Annotated in this window: 16 protein-coding genes and 1 riboswitch; of the genes, 12 read left to right on the forward strand and 4 right to left on the reverse strand. The window is 74.1% G+C overall.

The genetic code is table 11. The features are described 5' to 3' along the window. Positions 1-10 precede the first annotated feature (10 nt). From OEB99_RS12275 to OEB99_RS12285, 3 genes are read left to right on the forward strand one after another with little or no spacing between them, the layout of a single operon-like run. Positions 11-394: a cold-shock protein gene (locus OEB99_RS12275; protein ID WP_263577551.1), complete on the forward strand. Its 384-nt coding sequence runs from the start codon at positions 11-13 to the stop codon at positions 392-394. Further along, on the forward strand, positions 394-1,347 hold the full coding sequence (locus OEB99_RS12280) for a DUF3027 domain-containing protein (protein ID WP_263577552.1): 954 nt from the start codon (positions 394-396) through the stop codon (positions 1,345-1,347). Before OEB99_RS12275 ends, OEB99_RS12280 begins: the two co-directional genes overlap by 1 nt. Further along, positions 1,344-4,247 (forward strand): sacsin N-terminal ATP-binding-like domain-containing protein, encoded by a 2,904-nt coding sequence (locus OEB99_RS12285; RefSeq protein ID WP_263577553.1) that lies wholly within the window; start codon positions 1,344-1,346, stop codon positions 4,245-4,247. The genes OEB99_RS12280 and OEB99_RS12285 overlap by 4 nt, the downstream gene beginning before the upstream one ends. An 11-nt stretch (positions 4,248-4,258) precedes the next feature. On the opposite strand, the gene OEB99_RS12290 is transcribed toward OEB99_RS12285, so the two are convergent. Beyond that, complete coding sequence (locus OEB99_RS12290) at positions 4,259-4,480, reverse strand: DUF2530 domain-containing protein (protein WP_263577554.1); 222 nt, start codon at positions 4,478-4,480, stop codon at positions 4,259-4,261. Positions 4,481-4,623: 143 nt separating this feature from the next. Here OEB99_RS12290 and OEB99_RS12295 point away from each other — a divergent pair, with 143 nt between their 5' ends. From OEB99_RS12295 to OEB99_RS12310, 4 genes are all read left to right on the forward strand, one after another. Beyond that, positions 4,624-6,120 (forward strand): NCS2 family permease, encoded by a 1,497-nt coding sequence (locus tag OEB99_RS12295; protein WP_263577555.1) that lies wholly within the window; start codon positions 4,624-4,626, stop codon positions 6,118-6,120. A gap of 137 nt (positions 6,121-6,257) precedes the next feature. Further along, positions 6,258-7,571: a UDP-glucose dehydrogenase family protein gene (locus OEB99_RS12300; RefSeq protein WP_263577556.1), complete on the forward strand. Its 1,314-nt coding sequence runs from the start codon at positions 6,258-6,260 to the stop codon at positions 7,569-7,571. Between the two features lie 219 nt (positions 7,572-7,790). Next, positions 7,791-8,249: a MarR family winged helix-turn-helix transcriptional regulator gene (locus tag OEB99_RS12305; protein WP_263577557.1), complete on the forward strand. Its 459-nt coding sequence runs from the start codon at positions 7,791-7,793 to the stop codon at positions 8,247-8,249. After that, complete coding sequence (locus tag OEB99_RS12310) at positions 8,246-9,589, forward strand: MFS transporter (protein ID WP_263577558.1); 1,344 nt, start codon at positions 8,246-8,248, stop codon at positions 9,587-9,589. The genes OEB99_RS12305 and OEB99_RS12310 overlap by 4 nt, the downstream gene beginning before the upstream one ends. A gap of 9 nt (positions 9,590-9,598) precedes the next feature. On the opposite strand, the gene OEB99_RS12315 is transcribed toward OEB99_RS12310, so the two are convergent. Together OEB99_RS12315 and serC are read right to left on the reverse strand one after the other, a co-directional pair. After that, entirely contained in the window at positions 9,599-10,795 is a 1,197-nt protein-coding gene (locus tag OEB99_RS12315) for an MFS transporter (RefSeq protein ID WP_263577559.1), read from the reverse strand. Continuing rightward, positions 10,792-11,913: a phosphoserine transaminase gene (serC, locus tag OEB99_RS12320; RefSeq protein ID WP_263577560.1), complete on the reverse strand. Its 1,122-nt coding sequence runs from the start codon at positions 11,911-11,913 to the stop codon at positions 10,792-10,794. The genes OEB99_RS12315 and serC overlap by 4 nt, the downstream gene beginning before the upstream one ends. A gap of 121 nt (positions 11,914-12,034) precedes the next feature. On the opposite strand from serC, the gene OEB99_RS12325 reads away from it, so the two are divergent. From OEB99_RS12325 to OEB99_RS12340, 4 genes are all read left to right on the forward strand, one after another. Next, a complete protein-coding gene (locus tag OEB99_RS12325; protein WP_263577561.1) occupies positions 12,035-12,721 on the forward strand; it encodes an iron-dependent transcriptional repressor DtxR in 687 nt (228 codons plus the stop codon). A gap of 146 nt (positions 12,722-12,867) precedes the next feature. Further along, positions 12,868-13,025: riboswitch (cyclic di-AMP (ydaO/yuaA leader) on the forward strand. Next, positions 13,026-13,796, forward strand: coding sequence for a C40 family peptidase (locus tag OEB99_RS12330; RefSeq protein ID WP_263577562.1), 771 nt, complete (start codon positions 13,026-13,028; stop codon positions 13,794-13,796). Positions 13,797-13,976: 180 nt separating this feature from the next. Further along, a complete protein-coding gene (locus OEB99_RS12335) occupies positions 13,977-14,513 on the forward strand; it encodes an HNH endonuclease (RefSeq protein WP_263577563.1) in 537 nt (178 codons plus the stop codon). 81 nt (positions 14,514-14,594) lie between these two features. Then, positions 14,595-15,563: a universal stress protein gene (locus OEB99_RS12340; RefSeq protein WP_263577564.1), complete on the forward strand. Its 969-nt coding sequence runs from the start codon at positions 14,595-14,597 to the stop codon at positions 15,561-15,563. 99 nt (positions 15,564-15,662) lie between these two features. Here OEB99_RS12340 and OEB99_RS12345 read toward each other — a convergent pair whose 3' ends face one another. After that, on the reverse strand, positions 15,663-16,151 hold the full coding sequence (locus OEB99_RS12345) for an Lrp/AsnC family transcriptional regulator (protein ID WP_263577565.1): 489 nt from the start codon (positions 16,149-16,151) through the stop codon (positions 15,663-15,665). 240 nt (positions 16,152-16,391) lie between these two features. Here OEB99_RS12345 and OEB99_RS12350 point away from each other — a divergent pair, with 240 nt between their 5' ends. Further along, entirely contained in the window at positions 16,392-18,224 is a 1,833-nt protein-coding gene (locus OEB99_RS12350; protein WP_263577566.1) for a S8 family peptidase, read from the forward strand. The last annotated feature ends 44 nt before the right edge of the window (positions 18,225-18,268 follow it).

Consider the following 18,268-nt stretch of genomic DNA (forward strand, 5'->3'; position numbering starts at 1 on the left):
GGAGACTGCGGTGCCCACGGGCAAGGTCAAGTGGTTCGACGCCGAGCGCGGGTTCGGCTTCATCGCCGGTGACGACGGCGGCGAGGTCTTCCTGCACGCCTCGGCGCTGCCGGCCGGGTCCACGCCGCCCAAGCCGGGCTCGCGCGTGGAGTACGGCGTGGCCGACGGCCGTCGCGGTCCGTCGGCGTTGTCGGTGACGTTGCTCGACCCGCCGCCGTCGGTCGTGAAGGGCCAGCGCAAGCCTGCCGAGGACATGGCGATCATCGTCGAGGACCTCATCAAGGAGCTCGACCGGATCGGCAACGGGCTGCGGCACGGTCGCTACCCGGAGCGGGCTCGCGGCCAGAAGGTCGGCGCGATCCTGCGTGCCGTCGCCGAGCAGCTCGAGGCCTGATGCCCAGCGCCACGGACACCGTCCTCGACGCCGCGGTCGAGCTCGCCCGGTCTGCCGCGGAGGAGATCGCCGGCGACCCCGGGCTCGTCGGTGAGCACCTCGGCCTCGTCCACGAGAGCGAGCGTCTGGTCTCGCACCGGTTCGCGACCACGGCCTCGGGCTACCCGGGTTGGGCGTGGACGGTCACGGTCGCGCGCGTGCCGCGTGGCCGGACCGCGACGGTCTGCGAGGTGGACCTGCTCCCGGGTGACGACGCGCTGCTCGCGCCGGCCTGGGTGCCGTGGGCCGACCGGCTCCGTCCCGGCGACCTGGGGCCGGGCGACGTGCTGCCGTTCCTCGCCGACGACGAGCGCCTGGACCAGGGGTACGAGGCGACGGGTGACGAGGACGCCGACCGGGTGGCTGTCGTCGAGCTCGGCCTCGGCCGCCCCCGGGTGCTGTCCGCCGCCGGCCGCGCCAACGCCGCGGACCGCTGGTATGCGGGCTCGCACGGCCCGATGGCACCGACGGCGCTGGCCGCCAGCGCACCGTGCTCGACCTGCGGCTTCCTGGTGCTGCTCGCCGGGTCGTTGCGCACGACGTTCGGCGTGTGCGCCAACGAGTGGTCCCCGGACGACGGTCGCGTCGTGAGCATGGACCACGGGTGCGGGGCGCACTCCGAGACGGATCTCGCCCAGCCGGCGAGCGACTGGCCCGACCCGCCGAGCGGGTCGGCCGAGGTCGAGGTCGTCTCTCTCGACACTGCGGTGGCCGAGGTGCCCGCGGCGGAGGCGTCGGACGACGTGCCTGCCGACGCGCTGCCTGGCGAGGACGTGCCGGCGGACGAGCCGGTGGCCGTCGACGAGCCCGTGGCCGTCGAGGAGGCTGCGCCGGCCGACGACGCCGGGGCCTCCGCCGACGACACCCCCGCCGCCGAGGCGCCGGTCGACGAGTCGGCGGACCCGGAGGCGTGACCAGCACCTCGCTGCCCTCCGTGGCCGCGAGGCTACGGGCGGCCACGCTCGCCGCATGGGCCGACCATCCCGGCCGGTTCCGCGAGGACGCCAACGCCGAGGAGGACCACGCCGCGGGCTGGTACCGCGACCGTGTGGTCGTCGAGCTCGCCCAGAACGCTGCGGACGCGGCGCAGGCCGCGGGCCGACCGGGCCGGTTGCTGCTCCGGCTCTCGGCCGACGGCCGCACGCTCGTGGCCGCGAACACCGGGGCGCCGCTGGACGGTGCGGGCCTGACCTCGCTCGCGTCCCTGCGCGCGTCGGCCAAGCGCGGCGTCGCGAGCGTCGGGCGCTTCGGCGTCGGCTTCGCCGCGGTGCGATCGGTGGCCGACGAGGTCGCGGTCGTCTCGACCACCGGCGCCGTGCACTTCTCCGCGGTCCGCACGGCCATCGAGCTCGCGGCGCTGCCGGCGCTCGTCGAGGAGGTCGACGCGCGCGCGGGCGCGCTACCGGTGCTCCGGCTGCCGTTCGACGGCGCCGGCCCGGCCGCGGAGGGTGTGCTGGACGGTGGCTGGGACACGGCGGTCGTGCTGCACCTGCGCGACGACTCCGCGGTCGCCGAGGTCCGGTCCCAGCTCATGGGGCTCGACGACGCGCTGCTGCTGGCCCTGCCCGGGCTGGCCTCGGTCGAGATCGAGGTGGACGGCACCTCGCGCACGCTCGCGGAGGTCGCCGCGCGGTGGGTCACGGTCACGGCGACCGGCCGTCTGGACCCCGGGCTGCTCGCCGAGCGGCCGGTCGAGGAGCGTGAGCGGACCGACTGGCGTGTCACCTGGGCCGTGCCGACCTCGGGGGCGGGGGTGCGCCGCGTCGTGCACGCTCCGACCCCCACCGACGACCCCTGTGGGGTGCCCGCGCTGCTGATCGGCACGTTCCCGCTGGATCCCGGCCGCCGGCGTGTGGCGCCGGGCCCGATCGCCGATCTCCTCGTGGCCGAGGCCGGGCGGCTGTGGCCCGATCTCCTGGTGGCCTGCCGCCGCGCGGCCGAGCAGGGTGATCCGGCGCCCGACCCGCTCGACCTCCTGCCGTCCGGCTTCCCGGCGGGAGCGCTCGACGCGGCGCTGCGCACGGCGGTGGTCGACGCGACCAGGGACGCCCCGGTGCTGCCGACCGCGTCGGCCTGGGTGACGCCGCGCGAGGCTGCCGCCCTGGCGGCGCCGTGGGACGGGGGCGATGCGGCCGGGCTGCTCGGCGGCTGGTTCGACACCCTGGTGCAGGTCGGCCCGGGCCGGCGCGACGAGCTCCGGGTCCTCGAGGTCGCGACGGTCGGCCTCGGTGAGCTGGTCGAGCAGCTGCCGGTGACCGACCCGGCCGCGCTGCGCGAGGTCTACGGCCTGCTGGCCTCGAGCCCGTCCGGCGACCTCGACGAGCTCGGCGCCGCCCCGGTGCCACTGGTCGACGGTCGGGTCGTGCGCGGTGCGCGCGGCACCGTCGTGGTCGAGGGGGTCGGCGCCGACGTGCTCGCGCCGCTGGTCACCTGGGGTCTGCGGGTGGTGCACCCCGAGGCCGCGCACCCGGTGCTCGAACGGCTCGGTGCGGTGCGGGCCGGGGCGGGCGAGCTCGCCTGCCACCCGGTGCTGCGCGACCACGTCCTGGACGGCGACCCCGATGCCGCCGATGTGCTGCTCGGCCTGGTCGAGGCGGCGCCGGCCACCGAGGACCCGGGCTGGTGGTCCCACGTGCTGCTCGAGGTCGGCGGCGGAGACGCGGACGGCGAGATCGCTCCGGCACGAGAGCTGGTCCTGCCGGGCAGCCCGGCCGCCGGCTGGTTCGACCCCGAGGTCCTGCCGCCCGTCGGCGCGGCCGTCGTGGCCCGCTGGGGCGAGGTGCTGGAACGCGTCGGGGTGCGCGGTGGGCTCGTCGTGGAACGCGTCGACGACCTCGTGGCCGACGCGCTCGACGGCTGGGAGGACTACCTCGACACGACCGGTGCGGTGGACGACGGCGAGCTGCTCGTGGTGGCGGACCTGGATGCCGTCCGCGACTGGCCGGGCGTCCTGGTGGCGCTCGCCGACCACCCCGAGCTGATCGCTCCGGTGCGGGCCGCCGACGGCGCCCTCGTGCCGTCCTACGTGGCCTGGCGGCTGCGCGACGAGCCCGGGCTCGGCACCGGCCGGCCGTTCGCGCTGCCCGGCGCGGACCGCTCGGCCGGCGTGCTCGCGCACCTGGACCCCACGCCGGCGGTGCTGGCCGGGCTCGGCCCGCACGCCGAGCCGTTGCTGCGCGCCCTGGGCGGGGTCGGCGGGGCGGACGGGCTGGCGACCGAGGACTGGGCGCTGCTGCTCGACGACCTGGTCGAGGGCGACGCGGTTCCGCTGGACCTCGCGGTGGACGTGTGGCGCGCGCTCGCCGCGCACGTCGACGACCTGGGTGAGCTCGCCGAGGTGCCCACCCTGCCCGGCTGGGACGGCAGCGGCGCGCGCGCCTACCCGGCCGACGAGCTGGTGGTCGCCGATCCGCAGTGGCGGCGGCACCCCGCGGCGTGGCCGGTGCTGCCCGCGCCGGCCGGCCTCGCCGAGGCCGTCGCCGACGCCCTGGGCCTGGACCTCGCGGCCGACCGGGCGCCGGGCGAGGTCGCCTCGGGCGGGACCCGGCGGCCGGTGTCGCAGGCGGTCGTCGGGCTGGTCCCCGGGCTTCCTGGCTCGGTGATCCACCACGAGACCCTCGAGGTCGACGGGCACCGGCTCGCGTGGTGGCTCGCCGACGATCTCCACGTGACCGACGACGGGCTCGCGGACGGTCTCGCCGCCGTGGCGGGCTGGCACCTCAGGCATGTGCTCGCCCGCGTCCTGGCCGCAGGGCCGGATCCGTCGCAGGCGGCGGCCGCCCGGACCGAGGCGCTCCTCGACTCGCTGGACTGAGGCCGTCGACGTCAGCCGGCGGCGCTGCGGTGCCGGCGCTCCCAGAGCAGCCCGAAGCCGCCGAGCGCGATCCCGGTGAGGCAGACCCACACGCCGTGGCCGGTCGAGACGCCGGCGAGCGCGAGCACACCGATCACGACCAGGGCGACCACCCAGATCGCGATGCCGCCCCAGAACACCCGTCGCAGGTCGACCTGGAGCGGGGCGACCCGGCTCGGCTCGAGGATCCGCACCCGCTCAGCGTAGGGCCACGGCGGCCGTGGATCGGGGTGGTGCGCCCGCCGGCGGCCGAGGTGGCTTTGCGCCGGTTCGACCCGGCGTTCATCATGTGTACGTCTTCACATGGTGGACACACAGGTCTGCTTGGCTGTGCGCCATGGCGCACACCCCCTCCGAAGCCCCGCCCTCCGCCACGACGCAGGTCGGTGCCCTCGACAAGTTCTTCAAGATCACCGAGCGCGGCTCGACCATCGGGACCGAGGTCCGCGGCGGCTTGGTGACCTTCTTCACGATGGGCTACATCATCGTGCTCAACCCGCTGATCATCGGCACCGTGCAGGACAACGGTTTCAGCGGCAACTTCCTCGGTGGCGGCAGCGCCCCGAACCTGCCCGCCATCGCTGCGACGACGGCCCTCATCGCCGGCGTGATGAGCATCCTGATGGGTGTCGTGGCGAACTTCCCGATCGCGCTGGCGGCCGGTCTCGGCCTGAACGCCGTGGTCACGTTCTCCATCGCCGCGCTGCCCGGGATGACCTGGCCGGACGCGATGGGCCTGGTCGTCCTCGAAGGCCTGATCATCCTCGTGCTCGTGCTCACCGGGTTCCGGTCGGCGGTCTTCAAGGCCGTCCCGCACGAGCTGAAGACCGCGATCAGCGTCGGCATCGGCCTGTTCATCGCCTTCATCGGTCTCGTCGACTCCGGGTTCGTGCGCATCCCGGCAAGCCTCGCGACCCCGGTCGAGCTGGGCATCGGCGGTTCGCTCGCCGGCTGGCCGCTGCTGGTGTTCGTCGTCGGCCTGGTGCTGTCGATCGTGCTGATGCTCCGCAAGGTGCGCGGCGCGCTGCTGATCTCGATCCTCTCCGCGACGGTGCTCGCCGTGATCATCGAGTCGATCGCCCACCTGGGTTCGCAGCCGGTGGACGGCTCGAACCCGAAGGCGTGGGAGCTCAACGCCCCGGCCATCCCCGACGGTGGCCTGGTCGCCACGCCGGACTTCTCGCTGCTCGGCCAGTTCTCGCTGTTCGGCTCGGTCGAGAAGATCGGGATCGTCGCGGTCGTCCTGCTGGTCTTCTCGCTGCTCCTCGCGGACTTCTTCGACACGATGGGCACGATGGTCGCGATCGGCGGCGAGGCCGGCCTGCTCGACGAGCAGGGCAACCCGCCGAAGACGAAGCAGATCCTGATCGTCGACTCGCTCGCCGCGGCGGCCGGTGGCGCCGGCTCGGTCTCGTCGAACACCAGCTACATCGAGTCCGCCGCCGGCGTCGGTGACGGCGCCCGCACGGGTCTCGCGTCGGTCGTCACCGGCATCGCGTTCCTGCTCGCGACGTTCCTGTCGCCGCTGGTCGACATGGTGCCGTTCGAGGCCGCGACCCCGGCTCTCGTGGTGGTCGGCTTCCTCATGGTGATGCAGGTGTCGGGGATCAACTGGCGCAACTACGAGGTCGCCATCCCGGCGTTCCTCACGATGATCCTGATGCCGTTCACCTACTCGATCACGGTGGGCATGGGCGCGGGCTTCATCGCGTTCGTCGTGCTCAAGGTCGCGGCGGGCAAGGCCAAGGAGGTGCACCCGCTGATGTGGGGCACCGCAGCGCTGTTCGTCGTGTACTTCGTGCTCGGTCCGATCAAGACCATGCTCGGGGTCTGATCCCTGCGCTCGTCCCGGTGGCCCCGACCGACGGTCGGGGCCACCGGCTTTCCCGGACCGCACCCGGCCGTGGGACGTGCAAGGATCGAGCACGCGCAGGTTGCCCGTAAGGGGGCAGACGGGAGAGAGGCGATGCCATGCGGATGTCGGTGATCGGTTGCGGATACCTGGGTGCCGTGCACGCTGCGGCGATGGCCGAGCTCGGCCACGAGGTGGTGGGTGTCGACGTGGACGCCCAGAAGGTCGCCCTGCTGGCGGCGGGCCAGGCGCCGTTCTTCGAACCGGGTCTGCCCGAGCTGCTCACCGAGGTCGGCGCCACGGGTCGGCTCACGTTCACCACCGACATGGCCGCGGTGCAGGGCGCGGCCGTCCACTTCATCTGCGTGGGCACGCCGCAGAAGCGCGGTGAGTACGCGGCGGACCTCGCCTACGTCGACGGCGCGGTCGAGTCGCTCCTTCCGTACCTGTCGCCCGGAGACGTCGTGGCCGGCAAGTCGACGGTCCCGGTCGGCACGGCGGAGCGGATCGCCGAGCAGGTCGCCGCGGCACAGCCGGAGGCGACCGTCGTGTGGAACCCGGAGTTCCTCCGGGAGGGCTTCGCGGTCCAGGACACGTTGCACCCGGACCGGATCGTGCTGGGCGTCCCGGCCGGGCCGGACGGCGAGCGCGCCACCGCGATCATGGACGAGGTGTACGCCGCCCCGCTGGCGGACGACACCCCGCAGGTGATCACCGACCTCGCCACCGCACAGCTGGTGAAGGTCGCGGCGAACTCGTTCCTGGCCACCAAGATCTCGTTCATCAACGCGATGGCGGAGCTGTGCGAGGCCACCGGCGCCGACGTGACGCGTCTGGCGGACGCGATCGGCTTCGACGCCCGGATCGGCCGGCGGTTCCTCAACGCCGGTCTCGGCTTCGGTGGCGGCTGCCTGCCGAAAGACATCCGCGCGTTCATGGCGCGGGCCGGTGAGCTCGGGGCCGACCAGGCGCTGTCGTTCCTCAAGGAGGTCGACGCGATCAACATGCGCCGGCGGGTCCGGATGGTCGACCTGGCGCGAGAGGTCTGCGACGGCTCGATCGTCGGCAAGAAGATCGCCGTGCTGGGCGCCGCGTTCAAGCCGGACTCCGACGACGTGCGTGACTCTCCGGCGCTGTCCGTCGCGGCCCAGATGGGCCTGCAGGGCGCCCGGGTGGTCGTGACCGACCCGCAGGCCGTCGCCAACGCGCGGCGCGCCTGGCCGGACCTGCGCTACGCCGCGACGCCCGAGGAGGCTGCCGCCGGTGCCGACGTCGTGGTGCTCGCCACCGAGTGGCGCCAGTACCGCGACCTCGACCCCGAGGCTTTCGGCGAGATCGTCGGCCACAAGCGGATCGTGGACGGCCGCAACGTGCTGGACCCGGCGGCCTGGCGGGCTGCCGGCTGGACCTACCGCGCACTCGGCCGCCACTGACCGCACGCGTCCACGAGGACGGCCCCGCCCGATCACCGGGCGGGGCCGTCCTGCGTCCCGGGCGCATGGTGCGGGAGGCCGCGCGCCGCACGCAGCGCGCCGCACGCCGCGGCGGCCGCCCGGTGCGTCGCCGGGCCGTCGGGTGCGTTCGGTGGGCCGTCCGGGGGAATGATCCCATGAGTGATGTCGTTACCCGAGGTAATGACCTACGATAAGCACATGTCCTCCTCGCCCACGCCGCACGTCCCCGCGAAGGCGTGCCGGCCGGCGCCCCTCGCGAGCGACCTGCGGATCGCGCTGACCCGGTCCGTCCGGCGTCTGCGCCTCGAGCGCAGCAGCGACCAGATCACGGACGGCCAGTACTCCGTGCTCGCCGCGCTCGCCAACCGCGGCCCGATGACCCCCTCTGCGCTCGCCGAGGACCAGCACGTCGCCGCGCCGCCGATGACCCGCACCGTGACCGCACTGGCCGACGCCGGCCTGGTGCGCCGCGACGCCGACCCGAGCGACGGCCGTCAGGTCCTGGTGTCGATCACCGAGGCCGGCCTGGTCGAGGTCAAGGAGACCCGGCGTCGGCGCAACGAGTGGCTCTCGTCCCGGCTCGCCGAGCTGACGCCCGAGGAGCGCGAGGTGCTCGCGCAGGCTGCGGTGCTGCTGGACCGGGTGGTGGTGCGATGAGCCCGACGTTCGCCTCGCTGCGCTACCCGAACTACCGGCTGTGGTTCGCCGGGGCCCTGGTCGCCAACACCGGTACCTGGATGCAGCGCGTCGCGCAGGACTGGCTGGTGCTCACCGAGCTGTCGGACGACTCCGGCGTGGCCGTGGGTCTGGTCACCGCGCTGCAGTTCCTGCCCACGCTGCTGCTCGGTGCATGGGCGGGAGTCCTCGCCGACCGGCTGCCCCGGCGCGCGCTGCTCGCGGCCACGCAGGCCGGACAGGGCGTCCTCGCGCTGGGCCTCGGCGCGCTCGTGCTCTCGGGGCGCGCCGAGCTGTGGCACGTCTACGTGTTCGCGACGCTGCTCGGCGTGGTCTCCGCGCTCGACGCCCCGGCGCGGCAGACGTTCGTCGCGGAGCTCGTGCCGCCGGAGCGGCTGTCCAACGCGGTCGGGCTGAACGCGGCGTCCTTCAACGCCGCACGGCTGATCGGCCCCGGCCTGGCCGGGCTGCTCATCGCCGCGGTGGGTTCGGGCTGGGTGTTCGTCATCAACGGGCTCTCGTTCGGCGCGACGATCCTGTCGCTGGTGATGATGCGGCGGTCCGAGCTCCACCGGGTCGACCGCGCCACCGGGTCGCGGCGCGGCCAGCTCCGCGCGGGCCTGCGCTACGTGCGGCGGCGCACCGACATCATGGTGATCATGGCCGTGATGGCCGTGGTCAGCACGTTCGGGCTCAACTTCCAGCTGACCTCGGCGATGATGGCGCGGACCGAGTTCGGCCGCGGCGCCGGCGAGTACGGCATCATCGGCTCGGTCCTGGCGATCGGCTCGCTGTCCGGCGCGCTGCTCGCGGCCCGGCGGGAGCGCCCCCGGGTCCGACTGGTGATCGGTGCCGCGTTCGCGTTCGGCCTCGCCATGGCGGTGCAGTCGGTGATGCCGACCTACTGGACGTACGTGGTGATGTCGATCCCGGTGGGCCTCGCGTCGCTGACGATGATGACTGCCGCGAACTCGGCGATCCAGGTCTCGACCCCGCCCGAGATGCGGGGGCGTGTCATGGCGCTGTACATGGTCGTGTTCATCGGGGCGACCCCGATCGGGTCGCCGATCATCGGCTGGATCGGCGAGGTGTTCGGCGCGCGGTGGTCCGTCGCGGTCGGCGGCATCGCGTCGATGGCGGTGGCGCTCGCAGCGGCCGTCTGGGCCAAGCGGGCCTGGCACGTCGAGGTCCGGTACCACCTGCGCTCGCGGCCCCTGCTCGAGGTCCGGCACCCGACGCCGGCCGTCGAGCGGGCAGCCCGCGAGGAGGCCCGGCTGGCGCTCGCCGCCGAGCGGACCCGGGACGACGCGACGGCCGCCTGAGCCGGCGCCCTACAGGGCGCCGGCGCCCGTGGTGCGCAGCACCCTGGTCAGGGCCGCGGTCGCGACCACGAGCAGCAGCGGGACCAGCAGGAACGCGGTGTGCGCGCCGACCACGTCGGCTGCCGCGCCCAGCAGGAACGGTGCGACGCCCACGGCGGCGCCCACGCCGAGCAGCGCGCGCGCCTGGCCGAGGTCCGGCCTGTCCCCGGCCGCGCGGATCAGCAACGACACCGCCAGCGGGTAGTGCGTGCCGTACCCGAGACCGGCCACGAACAGGCCCACGACAGCGAGCCAGGGTGTGGTCGCGAGCCAGAAGACCAGCCAGCCGGCGGCCGCCACGGCGTAGCCGGCGAGCAGCAGCATGGCGGCCGGCGTGCGCCGGGTGAGCCGGGGGACCGCGAGGCGGACCACGGTCATGCCGGCCAGCAGGGAGGCGACCACGGAGGCCGCGACCGCCTCGGTGGCTCCGGCGCGCTCCCGGACCAGCTCCGAGGCCCAGAAGGTCGTGCTCAGCTCGATCGCGACCCCGGAGACCGTCGCGACCCACAGCCACCAGTACGTCGGGCCGAGGCCGGACCGCTCATGGTGGGTCGTGGTCTGCGGTGCGGCCGGCACGCCGAGCGCACCGGTACCGGGCTCGCGCAGCACCAGCAGGGAGCTGCCCAGCGTGGCGACCAGGGTGATCGCGACCGCGGGGCGCCAGCCGAGGCCGGCCCCGACGGTCAGGCCGAGCGCGAGCGGCGCTAGCAGGCCCACGGCGGTGGCGTACGCGTTGGCCTCGGTGACCGCGGCGGGCCCGGCGGGACCGTGGTGGTCGAGCAGGGCGGGCTGGCTGCCGGCCAGGGTGAGGTTGCCCCCCACCGCCGCGATCACGCAGGCGGAGAGCGTCCAGGCGAGCCCGGGGCCGATCAGCAGGGCCACGACGCCGACCGACGTGGTCGCGGCGCCGAGCACGATCTGCCGGCGGCGCCCGAGCGTGCGCGCGACGCGCTCGCTGAGCAGCCCGGCGATGACGGTGCCCACGGCGAGCGCGGTGCCGTGCAGCCCGGCCGTGCCGAGCGAGACGCCCTGCTCGGTCGCGAGCAGCGGCACGGTGGGGGAGAAGCAGTAGAGGAACCAGCCCCAGATCAGGAACGTCGCATCGAGCGCGACCGTGGTGCGGTCACGCACCAGCCGGCGGCCGGGCGACGCCGGCAGGGCGGTCATCCGCGGAGCTGGTCGACCACGTGGTCGACGCACGCGGTCAGTGCCTGGACGTCGGCCGGGTCCACCGCGGGGAACATCGCGACGCGCAGCTGGTTGCGGCCCAGCCGGCGGTAGGGCTCGACGTCCACCACACCGTGCCGGCGCAGCACGCGCGCCACGGCGGCCGCGTCGACGCCCTCGAGGTCGATGGTGCCGACGACCGTGCTGCGGGCAGCCGGGTCGGCCACGAACGGCGTGGCCCAGTCGCGCGAGCCCGCCCAGGAGTACAGGTGGCCGGCCGACTCGGCGGTGCGCGCCGCGGCCCAGGCCAGCCCGCCGTGGTCGAGCAGCCAGTCGACCTGCTCGGCGAGCATCACGAGGGTCGCGATCGCGGGGGTGTTGAGCGTCTGGTCGAGCCGGGAGTTCTCCAGCGCGACGGCCAGCGAGAGGAACCGCGGGGTCCAGCGCTCGGCGGCGAGGCGCTCGGCGCGCTCGATCGCGGCGGGCGACAGCAGGGCGAGCCAGAGCCCGCCGTCCGACGCGAACGACTTCTGCGGCGCGAAGTAGTACACGTCGGTCTGGGCCACGTCGACCGCGAGGCCGCCCGCGCCCGAGGTGGCGTCGACCAGCACGAGCGCGCCGTCGCTGCCCTCGGGTCGGACCACCGGTGCCATGACGCCCGTCGAGGTCTCGTTGTGCGGCCAGGCGTACGTGTCGACGCCGTCCGCCGCGACCGGGGTGACCAGGCCGCCGGGAGCCGCGGTGCGCACCTGCGGCTCGGCGAGGAACGGGGCGCGCTGCACCGCGGTCGAGAACGAGGTGCCGAACTCCCCGAAGCTGCACAGCTGAGCGGTCTGCTCGATCAGGCCGAACGTCGCGACGTCCCAGAACGCGGTCGAGCCGCCGTTGCCGAGCGCGACCTCGTAGCCCGCGGGCAGGTCGAAGAGCTCGGCGAGACCGGAACGCACCCGGCCGACCACGTTGCGCACCGGCGCCTGGCGGTGCGAGGTGCCCAGCAGCGTGCGACCCACGGCCGCGAGCGCGTCCACCTGCGCCGGCCGGACCTTCGAGGGTCCGGACCCGAACCGCCCGTCGGCCGGCAGCAGGTGGCTGGGGATGGTGATGGCGTCCGGCTCCACGCCGTCACTCTAGGGCGAGCGGGGTTCGCGCCACGCCGAGGTCCGGCCCTCGGTCGGCTCGGCGCGCGGGGCCGCGCGCCCCTAGGCTTGGGCCCGCGACGGGCACGGGAGGCGGACGGCGTTGAGCGATCTCATCGACACCACCGAGATGTACCTGCGCACCATCTACGAGCTCGACGAGGAAGGGATCGTCCCGCTGCGGGCGCGGATCGCCGAGCGGCTGGGCCACTCCGGCCCGACGGTCTCCCAGACGGTGGCCCGGATGGAGCGCGACGGTCTCGTCGTGGTCTCCGACGACCGGCACCTGGAGCTCACCGAGCACGGCCGCGCCCTCGCCACGCGCGTGATGCGCAAGCACCGGCTCGCGGAGCGGCTGCTGACCGACGTGATCGGCCTCGAGTGGTCCCTCGTGCACGACGAGGCCTGCCGCTGGGAGCACGTGATGAGCGAGCGGGTCGAGCAGCGCCTCGTCGAGCTCCTCGACCACCCCGACCACTCGCCGTACGGGAACCCGATCCCGGGGCTGGCCGAGCTCGGCGAGCACCCGGCCGGGGAGCGGTTCCTCGACGGCGTGGTCGCGGTCACGGACGTCGAGCCGGGGACCCGTGCGGTGGTGGCCCGGCTCGGCGAGCCGGTGCAGACCGAGCCGGAGATGCTCGCCCGGTTCGTGGACACCGGTGTGCTGCCGGGCGTCGAGGTCGAGGTGCGGCCGGACGGCCCCGGCGTGACCCTCGCGGTGCCGGGCGCCGACCTCGTGCTGGACCTCCCGGACGAGATCGCCAGGCACGTCTTCGTGCGGCGCGGCTGACCGATTCGTGGCGAACGCCACACCCGTTGACCGTGACCGGAACGTGACATTTCCGTGATCCGTCAGGTACGGTCGCAACTGCGTCTCGGAACCCTCCTCCGGGTGCGCCCCTGATCGGGATGTCTAGTCCTGCCGCCGATCGGGGTCCGTTGAACTCGCCGGCAGGAGCGGGGGAACCACGCTGGGTCTCGGTCTCCGGGGCCCTTGGGGTGAAGCCGAGGCCGTGTCCACGGATACGACCGAAGCCGGGTGATCTCCCACCCGAACCCGACAGCTCACCTCGTAGGCAACGGAGAGGCAACGCGTGACCAGCACTACGGAGCAGGCCCGACACCGGGCCGCTCGCCGTCCTGTGACGGCCCTGGATGACCTAGCCATCGCTGCGACGGGTTCGATCGCCGTCGTCGGCCGCAAGACCGCCGTGGCGTCCCGCCGCGCAGCGATCGTCGCGGCCGCGAGTGGTATCGCCGTGTCGAGCGCGCTGCCCGCGGCGGCCGCGCCGTCGGAGAACCACGCCGACGCCCTGCCGGCCGTCGACACCACGGCGCTCACCGCGCCGGTGGTCGCCGCGCTCGCGACGTCGCCGATCGTCGAGGTGCCGCAGGACGCGTCCTGGGACTACACGGCGCCGTCGATCACGATCACCGAGAACCCGAAGCCGGTCGTGGTCCAGCGCACGACGACCTCCTCGGCGTCGCGTTCGGCGGTGCGGGTCGCCAACAACCCGATCCCGCAGAGCGTCTCCGGCAACGCGGTCCTCGAGATCGCGGCCCGGTACGTCGGTGTCCCGTACGTGCACGGGGGTTCGAGCCCGAGCGGCTTCGACTGCTCCGGGTTCACCCAGTACGTGTACGCGCAGCTCGGCATCTCCCTGCCGCGGACGACGGGTGCCCAGCTCAACGCGGGCCAGGCCGTCTCGCGCGCGGACGCGCTGCCCGGTGACCTGATCTGGTCGCCCGGCCACGTCGGCATCTACGCCGGTGGGAACCTGCAGATCGACGCGCCCCGCCCGGGCAAGACGATCCAGTTCCGCGCGATCTGGCAGTCGAACCCGGTGTTCGTGCGCATCGGCTGACACCTTGAACCTCGACGAAGGCCCGGACCGGATGGTCCGGGCCTTCGGCGTCCGCGGGTCGGGGGGGCCGCAGGGCCGCCCGGCGCGCGCCTGCTGGCGCGTCGAGGATGCTCACGTACTCTGGGCACGCTGCAGGAGACCCGCGCAGCCAGCCGGGTCCGACCGGGCGAGGAGCCTGCCGTGACCGTGACGGAGGAAGACACCGGGCACCGGACCGGCGACGCCGGACGGCGTCGGGTGCTGGTGCTCAACGCGAGCCGTGAGCCGCTGTGCGTGGTGAGCCTGCACCGCGCGGTGACCCTGGTGCTCACCGGCAAGGCCCTGGTCCTCGAGCACGACGGTGCCATGCTCCGCTCGGAGCGGCTCTCGCTGCCGACGCCTCAGGTGCTCGTGCTGGCCCGCTACGTGCACGTGCCCTACCGGGGTGTCGTACCGCCCACCAGACGGACCGTGCTGCAGCGTGACGCCCACCGGTGCGCCTACTGCGAGGGACCCGCCGACACCGTCGACCACGTCCTGCCTCGGTCCCGCGGGGGCGCTCACGAGTGGACGAACGTGGTCGCGGCCTGCCGGCGGTGCAACCACCGCAAGGCGGACCGGCTGCTCTCCGAGATCGGCTGGGTGCTGCGGGTCGCGCCGTCCGCGCCGCAGCGGTCCGTGGTGCTGTCCGCCCTGACCCGGCCACACCCCACCTGGTCCGCCTACCTCGCGGCCTGAGATCTGCGCGATGCGACGAGACGGGCTGCGCACGCCCGGTCGTGCGGGGCAGTATGGGACTACCTCGAACGGGAGGCGTGGATGAGCGGCACCGGGGTCGTGATCGTCGGCGTGGACGGGTCTCCGGCCAGCCTCAACGCGGTGGACTGGGCTGCGGCGTACGCGCAGCGGCACTCGACGTCCGTGCACCTGGTCTGCACGTACTCGGTGCCGTCGTTCGCGGCGGCCGGCCTGGACGGTGGCTACGCCGCCGTGGACGACACGGTGCTCGCCCAGGGTGCCGATGCGGTGCTCGAGGAGGCGGTCGCACGGATCGCCGGTGCCGGGATCACCGTCACGTCGGCGACCGCGAGCGGGGACGCCGCGGCCGTGCTGGTCGAGCTGTCCGCGGGCGCCTCGCTCGTCGTGGTCGGGACGCGCGGCCGGGGCGGCTTCGCGGAGCGGCTGCTGGGCACGGTGTCCTCCGCGCTGCCGGCGCACGCGCACTGCCCGACGGTCGTCGTGCCGTACCGCGTCCCGGAGGGCAGCGGCGGGACGGAGCGCGGCGAGCCCGAGCACCGTTGGCCGGTCAACCGGGAGGTCCTGCCGGTCCGGCGGATCGTCGTCGGTGTGGACGGGTCCCCGTCCGCCGAGCTGGCGCTCGACCGGGCGATCGTCGAGGCCGAGGCCTGGGGCGCCGAGCTCACCGCCGTCGCCGCGGTGCCGGTCGGGACGGGTGCGGGGCTGCTCGCCTGGCTGCCGGCCGCGGTGGACCACGAGTCGGTGCTGCACGACGTCGCCGAGGGGCTCGACGTGGTCGTGGACCGCGCGCTCGCGAACCATCCGGACCTCCAGGTGCGCCGGCACGTGCTCGACGGCACCGGGTCGGCGCTGCTCACGGAGTTCTCCACCGCGGTCGACCTGCTCGTGGTCGGGTCGCGCGGCCGCGGCGGGTTCGCCGGGCTGCTGCTCGGTTCGACCAGCCAGGCCGTGCTGCACCACTCGGCCTGCCCGGTCATGGTCGTGACCACCAAGGGCGCGCACGACGAGGCGGCCGGGACGCAGTGGTGATCGAACCGCAGTGGTGATCGCACCGCAGTCGTGATCGAACCGGGGTGCTGATCGAACCGGGTGCTGATCGAACCGCAGTGGTGAGCGGGGGTCGGCCGCTCAGGCGCGCGGCGGCGGGAGGTCCCGCCGGACCAAGGCGCTGAGCACGACGGTCGACCGTGTCCGCCGGACGAACGGTTCGGCCGCGATCCGCTCGACGACCTCCTCGAGGTGCCGCATGTCGTGCGCGCGCACCTGGACCACGGCGTCGGCCTCGCCGGTGACCGACGACGCCGCGACCACCTCGGGGTAGGCCTCGAAGCTCTCCCGCATCCGCGCCGGGCTGGTCTGCTCGGCACAGTGCACCTCGACGAAGGCCTCGGTGCCCCAACCGAGCGCATCGGGGTCTAGCCGCACGGTGAACCCGTCGATCACGCCGCGGGCGAGCAGCCGGTCCACCCGTCGCTTGACCGCGGGCGCCGAGAGGTTCACCCGGGCACCGATCCGGGCGAAGCTCGCGCGGCCGTCCTCGGCGAGCACGGCGAGGATCGCGGCGTCGAGGGGGTCGAGCGGTCCGTCGCCGGTGGAGCCGCCGTGGGTCGTGGCCACGGGCCAAGCATGCCCGACTCGGGTGCGCGGTTGGCGCGGGGCCCGCCGCACGGATTCGTACCGGTCGGTAACAGAACCCTTGACCGATGTCGTACCCGTCTCTACTGTGTGGCGCGACGTACCGCACGGGCCGTCCGCAGGGGGGAACACAGGCGGAGCTGTACGTGCTCCGACCTGCGCGAATGTGTTCGCCGATCTTGCCTTTGGCGTGCCCACGTCCACGAGAAGGCAGGAGACGCCATGATCCGTCGTTCCAGCACTCGGGCCGCGCTCGCGGCCGGTCTGAGCACCGTGGTGGTGCTCACCGGGGTCGCGACCGCACAGGCCGCCGCCCCGCAGTCGCCACCCGCCCGGCAGGACGCTCCGGGAGTCGACATGACGCCCGCGTCGGTCACCGACCGGCTGATCGTCCGCTACCGCACCGCGACGCCGGGCGGGTCGGCGGGCGTGGCGGCGGAGTCCAAGCGCCGGGACACCGTGGTCGCCGAGGCCGCGAAGCACGGCGTCGCCGCGGAGTACTCGCGGGCGATGACCGGCGGCGCGCAGGTGTGGCAGCTGGACCGGACGCTCTCCGACTCGGACGTCGCCGCGATCGCCGCGGCGGTCGAGGCGGCCGACCCGAGCGTCGAGTACGCCGAGCCGGACCGGATCATGGTGCCGATGGCCGAGGCGCCGAACGACCCGCTGTGGTCCTCCCAGTGGGACCTTGCCACGAGCGCCGTCGGGATCGACGTCCGGGGGGCGTGGGACACCACGCAGGGCGCCGGCGTCACCGTCGCGGTGATCGACACCGGGTACCGCCCGCACGCCGACCTCGCGGCGAACATCGTCGGCGGCTACGACATGATCGCGGACACCTCGATCTCGAACGACGGCAACGGCCGTGACTCGGACGCGAGCGACCCGGGCGACTGGACGGTCGCCAACCAGTGCGGCACCGGCTGGCCAGGGTACGACTCGAGCTGGCACGGCACGCACGTCGCAGGCACCATCGCGGCGGTCACCGGCAACGGCGCGGGCGTGGCCGGCATCGCACCGGCCGCCAAGGTGCTGCCGGTCCGCGTGCTCGGCCAGTGCGGCGGCTACACCTCCGACATCGCCGACGCCATGGTCTGGGCGTCCGGCGGCTCGGTGAGCGGCGTCCCGGCCAACGCGAACCCGGCGCGGGTGCTGAACCTGTCGCTCGGCGGCTCGGGCTCGTGCGACTCGACGTCGCAGAACGCGATCAACACCGCTCGGGCCAACGGCGCCGTGGTGGTCGTCGCGGCCGGCAACTCGGCGACCGACGTGTCGAGCTCGAGCCCGGCGAACTGCTCCGGCGTGGTCGCGGTGGCCGCGTACGGGCCGACCGGTGCGCGGGCGTACTACTCGAACTACGGCTCGCTGGTCGACCTCGCGGCACCCGGTGGCGACATGAGCTCGGCGACCTCGAACGGCATCATCTCGACGCTCAACAGCGGTGCGACCACGCCGGGCGCGGACTCCTACGAGTACTACCAGGGCACCTCGATGGCCACGCCGCACGTGGCCGGCGTCGCGGCACTGATGATCGCGGCGAACCCGTCGCTCACGCCCGACCAGGTGGAGAGCCTGCTGAAGTCGAGCGCACAGCCGTTCGTGGCGAGCTGCTCGGGCTGCGGTGCGGGCATGCTGGACGCGGCCACGGCGGTCGCCGCCGCGACCGGGACGGTGCCCGACCCGGGGACGGACCCCGACCCCGCGGTCAGCGAGACCGAGCCGAACGACTCGCGCTCGACGGCCGACGTGGTCTCGGCTCCCGGTGACCTGACCGGGACGATGGGCTCCTCGAGCGACACCGACTACTACTCGGTCTCGCTCGCGGCGCGGACGAGCCTGTCGGTGACCCTCACCCCGCCGTCGAGCTCGGACTACGACCTCTACCTGTACAACTCGTCGGGCCGGGTGGTGGCGCGGAGCATCAACGGCACCGGCCAGGTCGACTCGATCAGCTACACGACCGGGTCGAAGACGGCGACGTACTACGTGCGGGTCGTCTACTACTCCGGCGCGACCGGGTCGAGCGGCACCTACGGGCTCAGCCTGTCCTGGTAGCCGCTGCACAGAGACGGGGCCGCACCTCGAGGAGGTGCGGCCCC

The organism is Actinotalea endophytica, from assembly GCF_025717005.1.
In the GTDB taxonomy this organism is placed as follows: domain Bacteria; phylum Actinomycetota; class Actinomycetes; order Actinomycetales; family Cellulomonadaceae; genus Actinotalea.